We start from the raw sequence: 15,646 nt of genomic DNA on the forward strand, positions 1-15,646 counted from the left end.
AAAACAAGCAGCGAAACCATAAAAAGTACACGAGTTCTTTTCTCGTGTACTTTTTATGGTTACCTGTATAGCCTTCAATTTGTTCCTTTGTTACTTCTTTTTCTTGATAATGCTCTTTACAGTGCTACGTTAAAACAGCAATAAAAATTAATGAAGGGGAATTCAACTCAAATACCAATGATTATTATTTAAGACCGCTTTTCTCAAATAACCCTCATTGATTACGTACTAATCGTGATAGACTCCTCGTTGCCATTTATCTAAAAATTCATCGAAAAAGTGCGCATCTTGTTGTTCTGGATGTTGTTTTTCAACTTGATTAATTTTTTCAATTAGTTGTTCGTTGTCTTCTGTTGGATGATAGTGTGCTTCAATAAAAGCAGCAGCGATATCACAGATCAAGAATTCTCCTGTTATTTTCCCACCGAAACCAATAACATTTGCGTTTAATTCCTCTTTCGCATACAACGCTGTGGTCATATCGCGAACTAAAGCAGAACGGATACCCGGCACTTTGTTAACCGCATTGTTAATTCCAACACCTGTTCCGCAAATACATATACCCAAATCAGCCTGATTGCTCATTACGGCTTCTCCCACTTTTTTTCCGAAAATAGGATAGTGAGTTCGAGTAAAATCATACGTGCCTACATCTAAAATTTCATATCCCTTTGCTTTCAAAAAATCAGAAACTGCTATTTTGGTATCCGTCACAATATGATCACAACCAATGGCAATTTTCATGAAAACGCTTCCTTTCTATTATTTGTTAAGCCATTTTATTTAACATATCTACACGTATTTGATGACGCCCGCCTGCATAATGACCTGTTAAGAATTCTTTTATTATGTTTTTGGCTAGTTCCGTTCCAACAATTTTTGCGCCCACCGTGATCATCCGAGCATTGTTGTGTTCTCGCGCCATATATGCAGAACGCTCATCTGACAACTCGGCGACAATCATTCCTTTAATTTTAGCAGCAGTCATAAAACTACCTGCCCCATAACCATCAAAAACGATTCCTAAACTTTCAGTATCCTTTAAAACTTCATGAGCAACAGCAAGCGTTGCTTCTATAAAGTCTTCCGAAGCACTTTCACTTTTATCGATTACCTCAACTTTTTCTTGCAATAAGTATTGTTTCATTTCTGCTTTTAATTTTATTCCATCTAAATCTGAACCAAGTATGACACGCATTTTGTTTTCCTCCTTACCTCGTGTATCTACTATTAAAATTCTGTCCCTTTCTTTAAACTCAAATCCCCTTCCCGAAAACATAATAAAACAATATCGAACTTTATTCAACATTTATTTTCTTTTTTGTTTATTATTGTTTAATATTGTGTTGACATCTTTTTGAAAGCGTTTTATATTATACTTGTAAATAAATAATAATATATTAAAGAAACGAGGGGTTCTATGGTTATTAAAACATCGATTTTTTCATTAGATACTACCTATATTTCAAACAAAAAAACACAAGAAGAAGTTTTTGAAGAAGTTTATTTAGACTTGTTAAAAAAGAAATTAGTTACACCTGATTTTCTAACTAATTTATTGGAACGAGAACATAACTATCCGACTGGTTTAAGTTTAACACCGATTGATCCTGCACTACCGAATATCGCCATTCCGCATACCGAAAGTACCTTTGTACGGACGACAAGAATTATCCCGATTAAATTGAAACAATCCTTATCATTTCATAACATGATTATCCCAGATGAAACGCTCTCTGTTTCCTTTCTTTTCATGATTTTAAATGAAAACGGTATTGAACAAACGGGTCTTTTAGCGACTATCATGGATTTTATTAACACGACAGACCGTTCATCACTATTGGCTTTTTTTCAATGTGAAGATAAAGAAGAAGTTTATCGTTTTTTACAAAAAAATTTTAAAGGAGAGATTTAACATGATCAAAATTTTAGCTGCATGTGGGGCTGGGGTAAACTCTAGCCATCAAATCAAATCTGCATTAGAAACAGAATTATCTAAAAGAGGCTACCAAGTTTCTTGCGATGCCGTAATGATTAAAGATATCAATCAAGAGATGCTATCCCATTATGATATTTTCGCCCAAATCGCCAAAACAGATTTGGGTTTCCCAATCACGATTCCTGTAGTTGATGCAGGCGCAATTCTTTATCGAATTCCAGCAATGGCTGAACCTGTTTACCAACAAATGGAAAGTATTATTCAATCTTTAAACAAATGATTTCCTTTTCAGACTAATTACTTACGCTTCACTGTCAACAATAACAAAACTAAGATAAAAATTTTGTTATCTTAGCTTATGAAGGAGAAAATAAATGAATACGATTATTGACCTAGCAAATACAATTTTTAAACCTTTAATTGATTTAGGTGCTGCTCCTTTAATGACTATTGTTTTAACACTGATTGCCCTTTGTTTTAAGGTAAAACCCACTCGCGCATTAGAAGGTGGTCTTAAACTAGGAATTGCTTTAACTGGTATCAGTGCTATTATAGGAATTTTAACTACTGCTTTCTCAGATGCAATGGCCTCTTTCGTAGAACGTACAGGAATTTCTTTAAATATTACTGATGTTGGTTGGGCACCTTTAGCCACCATCACTTGGGGATCTCCTTACACGCTTTACTTTCTTTTAATTATGGTGATTGTCAATGTCATTATGTTAATTCTAAATAAAACAAACACATTAGATGTGGATATTTTCGACATTTGGCATCTATCGATTGTTGGTTTATTTGCTATTTTTTGTGGCGCAAACTTAATAATTGCAACAATCTTAGTTATTTTCATAGGTGTTTTAAAAATTATCAATTCTGACTTAATGAAACCAACGTTTAACGATTTACTTAACGCCCCAGATACCAATCCTATGACTACCACGCATATGAACTATATGATGAACCCAATCATTATGGTTTTTGATAAAATTTTTGATAAGCTTTTCCCTTGGTTAGATAAATACGATTTTGACGCTGCCAAATTGAATAGTAAAATTGGCTTTTGGGGATCAAAATTTGCCATTGGGATTTACTTAGGGATTTTTGTGGGTCTTTTAGCTGGCCAAACACCCACGCAAATTTTTTCTCTATCCTTTACGGCTGCAGTCTGTTTGGAACTATTCTCTTTAATTGGAACTTGGTTTATCGCTGCAGTTGAGCCTTTATCACAAGGTATCACTGATTTTGCTTCGAATAAATTAAAAGGACGTACACTTAATATTGGTTTAGATTGGCCTTTCTTAGCTGGTCGTGCTGAAATCTGGGCAGCAGCTAACGTATTGGCTCCAATTATGCTATTAGAAGCCATTGTCCTACCTGGCAACAAACTTTTACCACTTGGCGGAATTATTGCAATGGGTGTAACCCCTGCTCTACTAGTAGTAACAAGAGGTAAACTCATCCGAATGATTATCATTGGAGCAATCGAATTACCTTTGTTCTTATGGTCTGGTACCCTAATTGCACCGTTCGTTACCGAAACCGCAAAAAAAGTTGGTGCTTTCCCAGCGGGTCTAAATAATAATACTTTAATTTCACATACTACCATGGAAGGGCCAATGGAAAAATTCTTAGGATACTTAGTCGGCAATGCATCACAAGGTCAACTAGAATTTATTTTATACGCATGTCTGGCGCTAGTCGCCTATCTACTGATTTTCATTTGGTATGCAAAACAAATGAAGAAGCGAAATATTATTTATGCTCAAAAAGCTCAATAAGGGAAACTAAAAAGAAGAGGTGCATCTGCACCTCTTCTTTTTAGTAGATCACCCTGACAACTTTTTCCAATACTTTAGATGTGTCAAATTTATCTTTATTTGTAACTACCGCTGTCACTTCTTCTAATTGATAAAAAGAATAAAAATCCTGTTTCTCTACTTTAGAAGTATCCATTAACAAATATTTTTCTATTGAGTTATCTAATGCAATTGCTTGTGTTTGTCCTTCTTCAATAGTGGCTGTCATAATTTTATTATCTTTTAACGCATTACAACTAAAAAATGCTTTATGGAAATGCATTTCTTCTAATGCTTTATTAGCGATTTCACCAAAAAAAGATTTAGTTAAAAGTCGCATTTCTCCACCAATTAAATAAATGGTTAACGCATTCTTTTTTTTACTTAACGTTTCAAACACAGGCAAACAGTTTGTTACTACTCTTAAATGTTTAAATTCCATTGCCTCGGCTAAAAGTTCAATAGTTGTTCCTGGTCCTAGGAAGATAGTTTCTTCTTCGTGAATTAAACTTAATGCTTTTTGGACAATTTCTTTTTTTTCAACACTATTAATAATTTGTTTATCAGCATGAGACAGTTCATGTGGACGATATGTATTTAAACTGCTAGCTCCTCCATGTACTCGTTTTAAACGCCCCGCTGCTTCTAATTCTGTCAAATCTCTACGAACAGTCATATCTGAAACATTTAATCGTTCCATAATTTCAGTAACTTTGATTGCCCCTTTTTGATCTACTAGAGAGACTATCGCATTTAATCTTTCTTCTTTTAGCATTTTCATCGCTCCATTGTTAGTATATCTTTTATTCTACGATAAAATACTTATTATGAATACTAAAACATTTCTCCATTTATTTTAACATGAACGACGATTTGTAAAAAATTGACGATTTAGCCTATCTTTATATAAACAGATATCACTTCAACGATTGATTTAGATCTATTTGAGCCTAGTCAAACAGAGATCTAGCATAAAAATTTTCCAGAAAAACATCCCCTACCCTGAGCACCTCTATCAAAAAAAATAGCACATAGGCCAAGGCAGGTTACTTATAAAAAGGTAAGCAACCCGCCTTTGCCTATGTTTAAGTAAACGATGTATTTCCCCTATTACTGATTCAAAGTCCTTAAAACTTTATAATCACTGTTTTGCACGAGTAAAACGCTACTTGGGTTATCTGGATAAGCAGCATTGCCATCAAATGATACAACAACAGTATTCGTACCAACTTTCGTGAATTGTGTGTATGAGCCCCCAGCACCGCCCACGTTGGCAAAATGTAATGTCATAGTATCGCCTTTTGTTTCTACCTCGCGCCAATTTGCCCGCTGATAGTTATGCCAGTCAATTTGAGTTGAAATTTCGTTTGTCGTGTTTTTATACATTCCTTCGTAAAAATCAATCGCTTCCTCTTTTGAAGACCACGGATTGACTGAAATATTTGGGATTTGTTCTTTAGTAATTGACGGTGCACCTACAATTTTTTCAAAGCCAGCCCTCAACTCTGCATTATCTGTTGCTCCAAAATATAGATAGTCATAAGGATTTCCTTGATTTTGCATCGTCACTAAAACTAAGGGCTGATTGTTAACGATGGTGAATAAATACAAGTGCTTTTGCATTTCTGGTTGCGTTTCTGCATCAGAGTAAACAGCAACTAACGCATATCCATCCTTCACTTGTCCATTTTCAGACCATTCTAAATAAATGGGATGCTGACCAATCGCTGGCTGCATAGTAACATTTCCTACTAGACCATCAGGCGCTTGAACACCATTAAAATTGATTGAATTTCCTAGTGTATATTCTTTATACGTTTGGTTCATCCGTTGCCCCCAATCAGCCATAAATTGTTGTAGCTGTGCCTTTTTTTGCGCAGACCACAACTGATTTTCAGTTTTAGTAGAAGCAGAAGAATTACTTTGAGTCGTACTAGATTTTGACTCCGTGCTCATTTGACTTGCTTGGCTGTTGTTAACGGTAGCAGGTGCTTTCATTTCTGATGTTGCTGTCGGCTTGCTTGATTTGCTTGCAGTGCTATCACCACTTTTATTGGAAGAACATCCTGATAAAATACTCAATAAAAGACCTATCAAGATTATTTTTTTCATTGGTAATCCCTTCTTTCTGACAAGAATACTGTACTACTTTTCCCCTTTTCTCACCAGTAAAACTCGACTAAAAACGGCTATGTTTATTTGTTATTTAATTGTTAATTTAAGTTGATTGTAAGCATCCCATAACCAAGGATGCACAACTTTAATATCGTGTTTCAAAATATAATCAATATAGAAATATGCGGCATTTTCTAAAGAACAATTTAAAGCTTGTAATAAACCATCTAAGTATGGTGGCTTCCCTTCTTGATCCCACTTTATTTTATCAGCGACAAACAAAACTAAATCTATGTCCGAATAGTTTTTCTTCAATGTTGTATGGCATTCAATCGCTGATAAAATTTCATTGTCTTCAATACCAAAATCCATTTTCGCAATAGACTTAGAAATTTTTTGATGAATTATCATTGGAAAGGCCATTTCTGCTTCGTTTAATTCAATCCCATATTTTTGTGCGACATTAATTCTCTGATTATTTGGATAAATCGCAGAGATATCGTGTAAATATCCTGCAATACTTACTTTTTCTGGACTAGTTAAATATTTTTCACCGAGTTGATAGGCATACTCTCCAACTTCCATACAATGATAATACGTCTTCTCACAGTTTTTACTCACTAAATATTGTTTAATTTCATTTTTCAACACCTGTTGATAATCCATTTCCACAGCCCTTTCTCATTCCGATTACTCTTCTAGATAAATAAATTATACTCCTTTCATCCTCTAGCAACCTTTTATTTTTTATTAAATAAACAACTAACTAAATTGAAAAAATTGAAACTTTTTGGTCCTCAAATTCGTCTATAACTAATAGGACGTTCAATTTTGTATAACGTGGAGGTGTATTTTTTAACTTTTTCATTAACCAAAGAGGAGTGAAAGTATGCGACATAAGAAAAGAAAATTCAAAATAAACGGGTATGTATTATTTAGTGCGTTAATCCTCATTGTTCTTGTTTTCATTCAAACGTTCCTATTAACTCAACCCAAGATAACAAGTAAAAATGATGATACTACGCAGACATCGACTAAAAATTCAACTGCAAAAAAAGATTCCCCGACCAAGTTAGAAAAGGAATCAACATACATGACTATTTCATCAAAAAAATATGCTTATTCAGCAGACAAAATCAGAAAATATATAACTGGAGAAGAACCTTACAAAGGTGAAAAATTAGTATTCTTAACCTTTGATGATGGCGTTAATAATCAAATAACCCCACAAGTCCTAGATACATTAAAAAAGTATAACGTCCACGCAACTTTTTTTCTTGTAGGAAATACCCTAACTTCCGAAAATCAAAACATAGTGAAACGCGAAGTCGCAGAAGGGCATTCAATAGGCTTTCATAGTTCAACTCATGATTATGCAACGTTATATCCAAACGGGATTGTCAACACTGAAGAAATACAAGCAGAAATAGCAACCATGGAGAACTCTCTTAAAAAAATATTGGGCGAAACATTTCAAACAACTCTCTGGCGATACCCAGGAGGTCATATGTCATGGGGAGGTACAGAAAAATCTGATGAATTATTCAAACAACTTGGCATCCATTGGATTGACTGGAATGCGATGGTTGGGGATGCGGAGCCGTTAGACAGACAGCCTACTACAGTCGCAGAAATGCTCGCTTTCCATCAACATTCACTTGAGGTTTATCCGGATTATAATATTAGAGTAGTCTTAATGCATGATTCAGTAGATAAGGAATTAACAAAACAAGCATTGCCACAATTAATAGAGTTTTATCAAGCAAATGGTTATCAATTTGGTGTCTTATATTAGAGCAACTCGGAGCACTAAAGGAAGTATTTCTGGTCTTAGTCAATGTTGATTTTCTGCTTAATTACACACAAAAACACCCTCTTGCTCAGCAAGAGGGTGTTCGTTTGTCGAATAGTAAAGATTAACGACGGATTTCTTTGATACGAGCTGCTTTTCCGTGTAATGCGCGTAAGTAGTAAAGTTTTGCACGACGTACTTTACCGTAGCGAACCACTTCAATTTGAGCAACACGTGGTGTGTGTAATGGGAATGTACGTTCCACACCAACACCATTTGAAACTTTACGTACTGTGTAAGTTTCGCTGATTCCAGCACCACGGCGTTTAATTACAACACCTTCGAATAACTGGATACGTTCACGAGTACCTTCGACTACTTTCGCATGAACGCGAACAGTGTCACCAGGGCGGAACGCAGGAATATCCGTACGTAATTGTTCTTGTGTTAATTCTTGAATTAATGGATTCATTTTATCCTTCTCCTTATTCCCAAATATTCTTATGGTCACTTCTGCCACAGCGGAATATTGTAATAGTTAGAGCGCATTGCACTCACCAAATTAGTTTACCACAGACAAAATAAGCTGTAAAGAGAATTTTCTTGAAAGTTCCCTTATTTTTGCTCTTCTTGTTTAATTTCCTCTAATAACTTCAACATTTCAGGAGTCATTTCTACTGATTCCAACATGTCAGGTCGACGCAAAAAGGTCCGTCGTAATGATTCTTTTAGTTGCCATTCTGCAATTAATTTATGGTTACCATTCGTTAGCACGGCAGGGACTTCCATATCGTTGAAAATAGCAGGTCTGGTATATTGTGGATGCTCTAATAGGCCAGTGGAATGTGAATCCGTTTGTGCAGAAAGATTGTTACCTAAGACATCAGGTAATAAACGGACTGTCGCATCAATCATGACCATTGCGCCTAATTCGCCCCCTGTTAAAACGTAATCCCCCAATGAAACTTCATCTGTGACCATCGTGCGAATTCGCTCATCATAGCCTTCATAATGTCCACAAATAAAAACTAAATGTTCTTCTTGTGAAAATTCCTCGGCCATTTTTTGATTAAACGGTTTTCCTGCTGGATCTAATAAGATGACCCGTTTTGGTTGCTGGTTTGTCTCTTCTTCAATTGCTTTTAGGTTATCATAAATCGGTTGTACTTTTAAAAGCATCCCCGCGCCACCGCCATACGGATAATCATCGACCGTTTGGTGTTTGTTATCTGAAAAATCGCGAAAATTAGAGACATTCAATTCTAATAACTGCTTTTCCCGAGCTTTCCCAATAATTGATTCCCCCATTGGTCCTTCAAACATTCTAGGAAAAAGAGTTAATACATCAATTCTCATCGTCAATCAATCCTTCTGGAATGTCCACATCAATCCGTTGATTTTCGACATCGACTTTTGTAACAACGCCTTCAATATACGGTAAAAGTAAATCTTTTTTCTTTGGTCGTTGGACGACCCACACATCATTCGCACCAGGAGATAAAATTTCTTTAATTTTTCCCAGTTCACTACCAGTTTCATCATAAACAGTGGCACCAATGATTTGGTGATAATAAAATTCGTCCTCTGCCAACTCAGCGAGATTGTCTTTTGCAACTTTTAAAATACCGTCACGATATTTTTCAACATCATTGATATTTGGATGTCCTTCAAAGCTTAAAATATCAAAATTCTTATGCTTGCGGTGGGACTTCACGACCAATTCAATTGGTGCTTTTTTCTCTTGAAATAGCAGTAACGTTGCCCCTTTTTGATAACGTTCTTCTGGAAAATCCGTTTTCGAAATGACCCGAACTTCTCCTTTGATTCCTTGTGTGTTCACAATTTTTCCTACATTTAAATAATCTGTCACGTGAAAGCCTCTCTTCCTTGTATTTCATCTTTCCTATTCTACCATTTCTTACGCGCAAATTCTATGAAAAAACAAAGGCCAACTTTTCCAGTCAGCCTTTGTTTTTATTAATTCGTTAAACCAGTTAATGTGCCATAAATTAAAAATAAATTCAATAACGTCAAGGCAATTGCAATAATCCAAGCTAAAAATTTCACCCACGCTGGATTCGCAAATTGGCCCATTAATTTTTTATCACTTGTATACATCGTTAAAGGAATAATCGACACTGGCAAAGCAATACTTAGGAAAACTTGCGTATAAAGTAACAAGTCTTCAACAGCCGTTTCGCTACCGCCATAAATAATGACACAGATAATGACTGGCACAATTGCTAACAAACGAGTTAACACTCGTCTTGCCCACAACGGCATTTTTAAATGGATAAAGCCTTCCATTACAATTTGTCCTGACAGCGTACCTGTAATCGTTGAATTTTGACCCGAAGCCAGTAAAGCAATTGCAAAAAGAATACTTAACACTGGGCTAGCAATATTACCAACAATATCTGGATTTTTCAGAGCATCAAATAAATCAACGAATTTACCTAATTCACTGTTGGTTCCATAAAATAATGCTCCCCCTAGGATTAGCAACAAACAATTTACGACGAAAGCAACAGTTAATTGAATATTTGAATCCCAAGTAGTGAAACGAATTGCTTTGGCTTTCTCAGCATCATCGTTACGATCAAATTTCCGAGCTTGCGCAATGGAAGAATGCAAATATAAGTTATGAGGCATGACTGTCGCTCCAACGATTCCCAAGGCTAAAAATAACATGGATTTATCTGTCGCTATTTTTGTGTCTGGAATAAAACCTCGTAATACTTCACCAACATTTGGATCTGCTAATGCCACTTCATAAGCAAAAACAAAAAAGATGACTGCAATTAAACAAGAAACAATTGCTTCGATTTTGCGAAAGCCTAACTTTGTCAGTAGCAAAAGTAATAAAACATCAAACGTTGTTATCAACACACCAATTAATAATGGAAAACCAAATAATAATTGCAAAGCAACGGCACCACCAATTACCTCAGCGATATCTGTAGCCATTATGGCTAACTCCGTCACCACCCACAAGGCAACGCCCGTTCGTTTACTTGTATGCTCTCTAGTCGCTTGGGCTAAATCCATTCCTGTCACAATTCCTAAGCGCGCAGCCATACTTTGTAGTAACATGGCAACTAAACTAGAAAGCAAAATCACACTAAGTAACGTGTACTTATATTCCGCTCCGCCAGCAATTGACGTAATCCAATTTCCTGGATCCATATAACCAACAGCTACTAAAGCGCCAGGTCCGCTATAGGCTAACAAAGTTCGCCAAAAGCTAGCATTTTTAGGTACCTCGACGGTATTATTTATCTCTTCTAAACTAGGTCCATTTGCATAATTAAGCATTTTTTCCGTTTTCTTTTCTTTCATCCAACATCCCTCAATCTATCTTGTTCACACATTTCACTTTTAGGTATACCTAAAACTAGTTAACATAATTATAGTCTTCTTATTCTTCGTTGTAAACTGTTACATTCTAATTTTTTTAAGCACTTTCGCTATAAATCGTTTGGTTTTTACCAAAAAATCCCTTACACTTATTTTATCATAGATCGGAGGTTATGAGGATGAAGTTAGATATGGTCGGTATTATCGTCAACGATATGACACAAGCACTCTCTTTTTACCAAACACTAGGTTTTAACGTGCTGGGAGAAGCTTCGCCCGATTACACAGAATTACAAAACAATGGCGTCAGGATTTCTTTAAATTCACTACAAATGATTACTGGCGTCTATGGGTTTGCGCCTAGTCAGCAAGGCGATAAAATCGAACTTGCTTTTCTTTGTGAAACGGCCGCAGAAGTTGATAGCACCGTGAAAAAAATGAGCCAAGCTGGTTACATTGTTTTTAAAGAACCTTGGAATGCACCTTGGGGCCAACGATACGCAATCATTAAAGACGTAGATGCAAATTTAATTTCACTCTTTGCCCCTCTATAATATTACTAAAAGATGTGCCACTTTCGTTTCTTCAACTCTCTTTCGAAAGATCAGTGCAGAATGGGTCTTAAGTAGGATGTCTTTTCTGTCTCTTTTTTTGTATAATAAACTTATCAAATGATGCGTATCTTACAACTTTGTTCGTTTGCAGAAAGAACAAACGATGTTTTTTATTGATAAAAAGTTATATACTAAAAGTACGATGAGTATAACTAAAGGAGATGAGAAATGTGAGTGTTACCCTATCTAGAAAAATTGTTAATATTATTTCCATTTTGGGCATTGTTGCAACCATAATTGCAACCATCTATTTTATCCGATTAGGTGTCTTCAAGGACATCAATGCACTAAGAGGACTAGTAGGGCAATCTGTCATTCTCGGTCCGATTATTTTCATGTTAATTCAGATTATTCAAGTGGTTATTCCGATTATTCCTGGTGGTGTTAGCTGTGCTGCAGGGGTCTTGATTTTCGGGCCAACAATGGGCTTCGTCTATAATTACGTTGGTATTGCACTTGGCTCTATTATCATTTTCTTATTAGGTCGTAATTATGGGAAACCATTCATTATGAGCCTTGTCAGTGATAAAACATATAACAAGTATATCGGTTGGTTAGACAATGAAAAACGTTTTGAACGATTGTTTGCTTTAGCAATTTTCTTCCCGATTGCACCGGATGATGCGCTTTGTTTAATGGCCGGTTTAACAAAAATGTCTGTGAAAAAATTTACTCTGATTATTTTATTAGCAAAACCTGCTTCTATCTATTTATATAGTCTTGCGTTAATTTATGGCGGTACATTTTTAACTAGCTTACTGGGAATGTAAAATAAATAAAAAAGCGAACGGACTAAATCAAAACTCTGCCTGTGTCAGTTTGATTTAGTCCTTTTATTATGGAATTTTGGTAGAAACTGGGGGACTTTTGATGTTTAGTTATTTTAAAAATAGTATTGTGAATACGCTAGATTTTCTTAAAGGAACAACGGCGTATTTTCGCGACGTGCTCTTGATGCACGGATTTATGTTATTCGTTCTATTGCCTTTATTGACAAGTTTGTCCAAATTGGTACTCAAAGAAGGTGGGATTGATTATATTTCCTACAATAACTTAGGGGCAATTGCTACGCAACATCCCTATGTCCTTTTGACTTTTCTACTAATTGGGCTATTAATTTTACTGGCGCTCTTTTTTGAATTTACCTTTTTATTGCTTAGTGTTTATTTTATTAAGAAAAAGCAACCAATTACTCTAACGCAATTATTGCACGGCACCTTACTTCAGATCAAAAAAGTTCGAGGAATTACCTTTCTGTTTTTCCTGGCATATTTCTTTTTGATTTTACCATTAAGTGGGTTAACCTTCCGCTCTTATTTATTAACAAGAGTTAAGATTCCAGCCTTTATCTTAGATTTTATTTTTGCAAATCGCGTCATTATTATTATTGGGTTCGTACTGTTAGAGCTGATTATCTTATATTTAGCGATTCGACTTGCTTTTGCCCTTCCAGAGTTGATTTTACGTGATGTTGGTTTTCGTGAGTCTTTGAAACGTAGTTGGCAAATTACAAAGCGACGCTTTTTCCAGATTTTAGGACAATTTATTATCATTGGTGGAACTGTTTTAGGGATTTTTACGGCTGGCTATTTCTTGATATTTTTAGGTCAAACCGCCGTTGAAACGTTTAAACCTGAGTGGTCTTTACCTAGCGCTGTCATCGCTATGACACTCCTTCAGGTTATGATGCTCTTAAACTTGGTGTTGTCTAGTGTTGCTATTTTTTACATTATTGTTGATGATATGGAGGATGAAGGGATTTTGCCTGACACGCCAGAATGGTTCACCCCGAAATCAGAGGTTCGGGTAGAATGGACCACCTTCAGAGTCGTTCTTTTTTGTTTGATTGCAATCATCTTCGGAATTGGTGTAGGCACCTATAATACGAATTACCTAAGTCATACACCTGACCGAAAACCGGTTACCATCTCCCATCGTGGTGTCAATGGTAACAATGGCGTTCAAAACACCTTAGACTCTTTAATCGAGACCAATAAGGCAAAACCTGATTATGTTGAAATGGATATTCAAGAAACCAAAGACCATCAATTTATTGTCATGCACGATTTTAATTTACGGGCGTTAACGGGCGTTAATAAACGACCGAATCAATTAACACTTAAAGAATTAACGAATATGAATGTCACAGAAAATGGTCAAACTGCTAAAATGGTTTCTTTCGATGATTATTTAGCCAAAGCCAATCAATTAAAACAACGTTTATTAATTGAAATCAAAACCACGCCTCAGGATAGCCCTGATTTAGTGCAGCGCTTTGTCAAACAATACCGCGAAAATATTTTAGAAAACGGCCATATCCTTCATACATTAACCTATGATACGGCGATGGCCTTAAAGAAAGAAGAACCACGCTTTTATGTAGGCTACGTTATTCCTTTTAACATTGTGGGACCACCTAAAATGCCAGTTGACTTTTTTACTATGGAATACAGTACAATGAATCGTAACTTTGTAAATGCCGCTCATCATGATGGGAAAAAGGTTTATGCTTGGACAGCAAATGATGAAGATGTTATAACGCGAATGATTTTTTATGGCGTTGATGGCATCATTACCGATCAGCTCAGTCTACTGAACGAAACAATGAAAACCGATTTAGAAAATCCAACATACTCCGATAAACTGTTGAATTTCGCTATTGGAATGGGTTAAAAAAAGAGCGTGGGACAAAAATCACTTTGGATTTTTGCTCCACGCTCAAAAACTGATAAACGGCGGGAACAGAAGCAACTCCTTCGGAAATAAGCCGGAATTATCCAAAAATTAAAGAACAATTTTCGGAAATTCCTTCTTATTTCTCGGAGTTAAACGCTTCTGTCCCGACCTCTTTTACGTTCATGTTAGTTGTTTTTACCAAAAATTCTTAAGAAAGCTAAGAATAAGTTGATGAAGTCAAGGTATAATTGTAATGCGAAGAAAACGGCCATCCCAGTACCTGCTTGATCACCTGTTTGCGCATAGACTTGGCGTATACGTTGGTTATCATAAGCAGTAATCCCTGAGAAAATTAGGACCATTAAAATGGAAATAAAGAATTCTACAGCACTACTGTGTAAAAGGAACATATTTAGCAACATCGCAATGATAATTCCGATTAAGGCACTATAAGCGGCATGACCAACTGCTGATAGGTCTTTCTTCGTAAAGACACCTACTAATGACATCGCGCCAAAGGTAGCTGCTGCACTTAAAAATGCGCCGGCCACTGTTCCACCAGTATACATTAATAACGTCACGGATAAAGTGACACCATTTAATAATGCATACGCAACAAATCCTGCAATCGCAATGGTTGGATTCTTCTGTGCTTTTGCGCCTAGATATAAAACTAAGCCAATTTCAACAAGCCAAATCATCCAAAAAGCTAAGCTTGATTGGAATAAAGTAGCTAGAACAGGTAAAAAGACAGTTGTCATTGCATAAGCCATGATTGCGCTAATACCAATTCCTAACGCTAAAAATCCGTAAATTTTGGCATAAAATTTATTCAAACCTGTGCCAGTTTGGATATACTCTTGATTATTCATAAGTTAAAGTCCCTTCTTTCTCTGTTAATTCATCAATCGTCACTTGGGGTGGTTGAACCATCACCACTGCATCTAACACGCGATTTTCTTGCTCATTAACAGCCTCAACTGAAATGGTAATCACATCTTTCATTTTGTCGACTTTGATTACTTCTAATTGGAAAGTCAATGTTTCGTAATGAAAAACGGGTTCCACAAAGTTCACAGAGAAATTCACAACATGGGAACCTGGTCCTGGCAAATGTTTTGAAATCGCACTAGTGATAATTCCCATCAGCATAATTGATGGTACGATTGGTTTTTCATATTCTGTTTTTTGGGCATAATCATGTTGGATATATAAAGGATTCGCATCATTGGTCAAGCCCAAGTAAAGTAATAAGTCCTTGTCTTCAATTGACTCTGTCAAGGACAACGAATCTCCCTCTTCGATATCTTCGATGGTTTTGCCTAATTTTCTCGGTTTTCCGATATTCAAATTAGTA

The 15,646-nt window shown here is 35.9% G+C and carries 18 protein-coding genes; 7 read left to right on the forward strand and 11 right to left on the reverse strand.

The window, feature by feature from the left end:
- Positions 1–228: 228 nt before the first annotated feature.
- Both lacB and lacA read right to left on the reverse strand, forming a co-directional pair.
- A complete protein-coding gene (gene lacB, locus IGM13_RS08340) occupies positions 229–744 on the reverse strand; it encodes a galactose-6-phosphate isomerase subunit LacB (protein WP_002374591.1) in 516 nt (171 codons plus the stop codon).
- A 25-nt stretch (positions 745–769) separates the two neighbouring features.
- On the reverse strand, positions 770–1,198 hold the full coding sequence (lacA, locus tag IGM13_RS08345) for a galactose-6-phosphate isomerase subunit LacA (RefSeq protein WP_002357188.1): 429 nt from the start codon (positions 1,196–1,198) through the stop codon (positions 770–772).
- A 222-nt stretch (positions 1,199–1,420) separates the two neighbouring features.
- On the opposite strand from lacA, the gene IGM13_RS08350 reads away from it, so the two are divergent.
- The 3 genes from IGM13_RS08350 to IGM13_RS08360 all read left to right on the forward strand — a co-directional run bounded on the left by IGM13_RS08350 (position 1,421) and on the right by IGM13_RS08360 (position 3,717).
- Positions 1,421–1,915, forward strand: coding sequence for a PTS sugar transporter subunit IIA (locus tag IGM13_RS08350; protein ID WP_002357187.1), 495 nt, complete (start codon positions 1,421–1,423; stop codon positions 1,913–1,915).
- Between the two features lies 1 nt (position 1,916).
- Positions 1,917–2,219 carry a PTS fructose transporter subunit IIB gene (locus IGM13_RS08355; protein WP_002419914.1) on the forward strand — a complete coding sequence of 101 codons (303 nt, stop codon included), beginning with the start codon at positions 1,917–1,919 and terminating at the stop codon, positions 2,217–2,219.
- 94 nt (positions 2,220–2,313) lie between these two features.
- Complete coding sequence (locus IGM13_RS08360) at positions 2,314–3,717, forward strand: PTS galactitol transporter subunit IIC (protein WP_002357183.1); 1,404 nt, start codon at positions 2,314–2,316, stop codon at positions 3,715–3,717.
- A gap of 40 nt (positions 3,718–3,757) precedes the next feature.
- Here IGM13_RS08360 and IGM13_RS08365 read toward each other — a convergent pair whose 3' ends face one another.
- The 3 genes from IGM13_RS08365 to yqeK all read right to left on the reverse strand — a co-directional run bounded on the left by IGM13_RS08365 (position 3,758) and on the right by yqeK (position 6,516).
- Positions 3,758–4,510 carry a DeoR/GlpR family DNA-binding transcription regulator gene (locus tag IGM13_RS08365; RefSeq protein WP_002374588.1) on the reverse strand — a complete coding sequence of 251 codons (753 nt, stop codon included), beginning with the start codon at positions 4,508–4,510 and terminating at the stop codon, positions 3,758–3,760.
- A 335-nt stretch (positions 4,511–4,845) separates the two neighbouring features.
- Entirely contained in the window at positions 4,846–5,847 is a 1,002-nt protein-coding gene (locus tag IGM13_RS08370; protein ID WP_002419915.1) for a DUF4767 domain-containing protein, read from the reverse strand.
- Positions 5,848–5,937: 90 nt separating this feature from the next.
- Positions 5,938–6,516: a bis(5'-nucleosyl)-tetraphosphatase (symmetrical) YqeK gene (gene yqeK, locus IGM13_RS08375; RefSeq protein WP_002419916.1), complete on the reverse strand. Its 579-nt coding sequence runs from the start codon at positions 6,514–6,516 to the stop codon at positions 5,938–5,940.
- 223 nt (positions 6,517–6,739) lie between these two features.
- Here yqeK and IGM13_RS08380 point away from each other — a divergent pair, with 223 nt between their 5' ends.
- Entirely contained in the window at positions 6,740–7,645 is a 906-nt protein-coding gene (locus tag IGM13_RS08380; protein ID WP_002419918.1) for a polysaccharide deacetylase family protein, read from the forward strand.
- 121 nt (positions 7,646–7,766) lie between these two features.
- Here the strand turns inward: IGM13_RS08380 and rplS are convergent, their stop codons facing one another.
- From rplS to IGM13_RS08400, 4 genes are all read right to left on the reverse strand, one after another.
- Positions 7,767–8,114 carry a 50S ribosomal protein L19 gene (gene rplS / locus IGM13_RS08385; RefSeq protein WP_002357176.1) on the reverse strand — a complete coding sequence of 116 codons (348 nt, stop codon included), beginning with the start codon at positions 8,112–8,114 and terminating at the stop codon, positions 7,767–7,769.
- A gap of 143 nt (positions 8,115–8,257) precedes the next feature.
- Positions 8,258–8,998 (reverse strand): tRNA (guanosine(37)-N1)-methyltransferase TrmD, encoded by a 741-nt coding sequence (gene trmD / locus IGM13_RS08390; protein ID WP_002381776.1) that lies wholly within the window; start codon positions 8,996–8,998, stop codon positions 8,258–8,260.
- Positions 8,988–9,512 (reverse strand): ribosome maturation factor RimM, encoded by a 525-nt coding sequence (rimM, locus tag IGM13_RS08395; RefSeq protein WP_002360070.1) that lies wholly within the window; start codon positions 9,510–9,512, stop codon positions 8,988–8,990. The genes trmD and rimM overlap by 11 nt, the downstream gene beginning before the upstream one ends.
- Before the next feature lie 107 nt (positions 9,513–9,619).
- Complete coding sequence (locus tag IGM13_RS08400; protein WP_002360069.1) at positions 9,620–10,981, reverse strand: Nramp family divalent metal transporter; 1,362 nt, start codon at positions 10,979–10,981, stop codon at positions 9,620–9,622.
- Positions 10,982–11,178: 197 nt separating this feature from the next.
- Here IGM13_RS08400 and IGM13_RS08405 point away from each other — a divergent pair, with 197 nt between their 5' ends.
- The 3 genes from IGM13_RS08405 (at position 11,179) to IGM13_RS08415 (ending at position 14,286) form a co-directional block, all read left to right on the forward strand.
- On the forward strand, positions 11,179–11,553 hold the full coding sequence (locus IGM13_RS08405) for a VOC family protein (RefSeq protein WP_002419919.1): 375 nt from the start codon (positions 11,179–11,181) through the stop codon (positions 11,551–11,553).
- A 221-nt stretch (positions 11,554–11,774) separates the two neighbouring features.
- Positions 11,775–12,383, forward strand: a complete 609-nt coding sequence (locus IGM13_RS08410) for a TVP38/TMEM64 family protein (RefSeq protein WP_002383106.1) — start codon at positions 11,775–11,777, stop codon at positions 12,381–12,383.
- 100 nt (positions 12,384–12,483) lie between these two features.
- Positions 12,484–14,286 (forward strand): glycerophosphoryl diester phosphodiesterase membrane domain-containing protein, encoded by a 1,803-nt coding sequence (locus IGM13_RS08415; RefSeq protein WP_002419920.1) that lies wholly within the window; start codon positions 12,484–12,486, stop codon positions 14,284–14,286.
- A 188-nt stretch (positions 14,287–14,474) separates the two neighbouring features.
- Here IGM13_RS08415 and IGM13_RS08420 read toward each other — a convergent pair whose 3' ends face one another.
- Together IGM13_RS08420 and IGM13_RS08425 are read right to left on the reverse strand one after the other, a co-directional pair.
- Positions 14,475–15,161, reverse strand: coding sequence for a Bax inhibitor-1/YccA family protein (locus IGM13_RS08420; protein WP_002364139.1), 687 nt, complete (start codon positions 15,159–15,161; stop codon positions 14,475–14,477).
- A complete protein-coding gene (locus IGM13_RS08425) occupies positions 15,154–15,639 on the reverse strand; it encodes a MaoC/PaaZ C-terminal domain-containing protein (RefSeq protein ID WP_002357164.1) in 486 nt (161 codons plus the stop codon). The genes IGM13_RS08420 and IGM13_RS08425 overlap by 8 nt, the downstream gene beginning before the upstream one ends.
- Positions 15,640–15,646 lie beyond the last annotated feature (7 nt).

It is taken from the genome of Enterococcus sp. DIV0561 (genome assembly GCF_050539875.1).
GTDB classification, from domain to species: domain Bacteria; phylum Bacillota; class Bacilli; order Lactobacillales; family Enterococcaceae; genus Enterococcus; species Enterococcus faecalis.

Excerpts from the sequence above, each read along its gene's own strand:
- yqeK (WP_002419916.1), bottom strand. The coding sequence starts at position 6,516 with ATGGATTATCAACAGGTGTTGAAAAATGAAATTAAACAATATTTAGTG.
- IGM13_RS08360 (WP_002357183.1), top strand. The coding sequence starts at position 2,314 with ATGAATACGATTATTGACCTAGCAAATACAATTTTTAAACCTTTAATT.
- trmD (WP_002381776.1), bottom strand. The coding sequence starts at position 8,998 with ATGAGAATTGATGTATTAACTCTTTTTCCTAGAATGTTTGAAGGACCA.
- IGM13_RS08355 (WP_002419914.1), top strand. The coding sequence starts at position 1,917 with ATGATCAAAATTTTAGCTGCATGTGGGGCTGGGGTAAACTCTAGCCAT.
- IGM13_RS08420 (WP_002364139.1), bottom strand. The coding sequence starts at position 15,161 with ATGAATAATCAAGAGTATATCCAAACTGGCACAGGTTTGAATAAATTT.
- lacB (WP_002374591.1), bottom strand. The coding sequence starts at position 744 with ATGAAAATTGCCATTGGTTGTGATCATATTGTGACGGATACCAAAATA.
- IGM13_RS08350 (WP_002357187.1), top strand. The coding sequence starts at position 1,421 with ATGGTTATTAAAACATCGATTTTTTCATTAGATACTACCTATATTTCA.
- IGM13_RS08405 (WP_002419919.1), top strand. The coding sequence starts at position 11,179 with ATGAAGTTAGATATGGTCGGTATTATCGTCAACGATATGACACAAGCA.
- IGM13_RS08380 (WP_002419918.1), top strand. The coding sequence starts at position 6,740 with ATGCGACATAAGAAAAGAAAATTCAAAATAAACGGGTATGTATTATTT.
- rplS (WP_002357176.1), bottom strand. The coding sequence starts at position 8,114 with ATGAATCCATTAATTCAAGAATTAACACAAGAACAATTACGTACGGAT.
- IGM13_RS08400 (WP_002360069.1), bottom strand. The coding sequence starts at position 10,981 with ATGAAAGAAAAGAAAACGGAAAAAATGCTTAATTATGCAAATGGACCT.
- IGM13_RS08415 (WP_002419920.1), top strand. The coding sequence starts at position 12,484 with ATGTTTAGTTATTTTAAAAATAGTATTGTGAATACGCTAGATTTTCTT.
- IGM13_RS08365 (WP_002374588.1), bottom strand. The coding sequence starts at position 4,510 with ATGCTAAAAGAAGAAAGATTAAATGCGATAGTCTCTCTAGTAGATCAA.
- lacA (WP_002357188.1), bottom strand. The coding sequence starts at position 1,198 with ATGCGTGTCATACTTGGTTCAGATTTAGATGGAATAAAATTAAAAGCA.
- IGM13_RS08370 (WP_002419915.1), bottom strand. The coding sequence starts at position 5,847 with ATGAAAAAAATAATCTTGATAGGTCTTTTATTGAGTATTTTATCAGGA.
- IGM13_RS08410 (WP_002383106.1), top strand. The coding sequence starts at position 11,775 with ATGAGAAATGTGAGTGTTACCCTATCTAGAAAAATTGTTAATATTATT.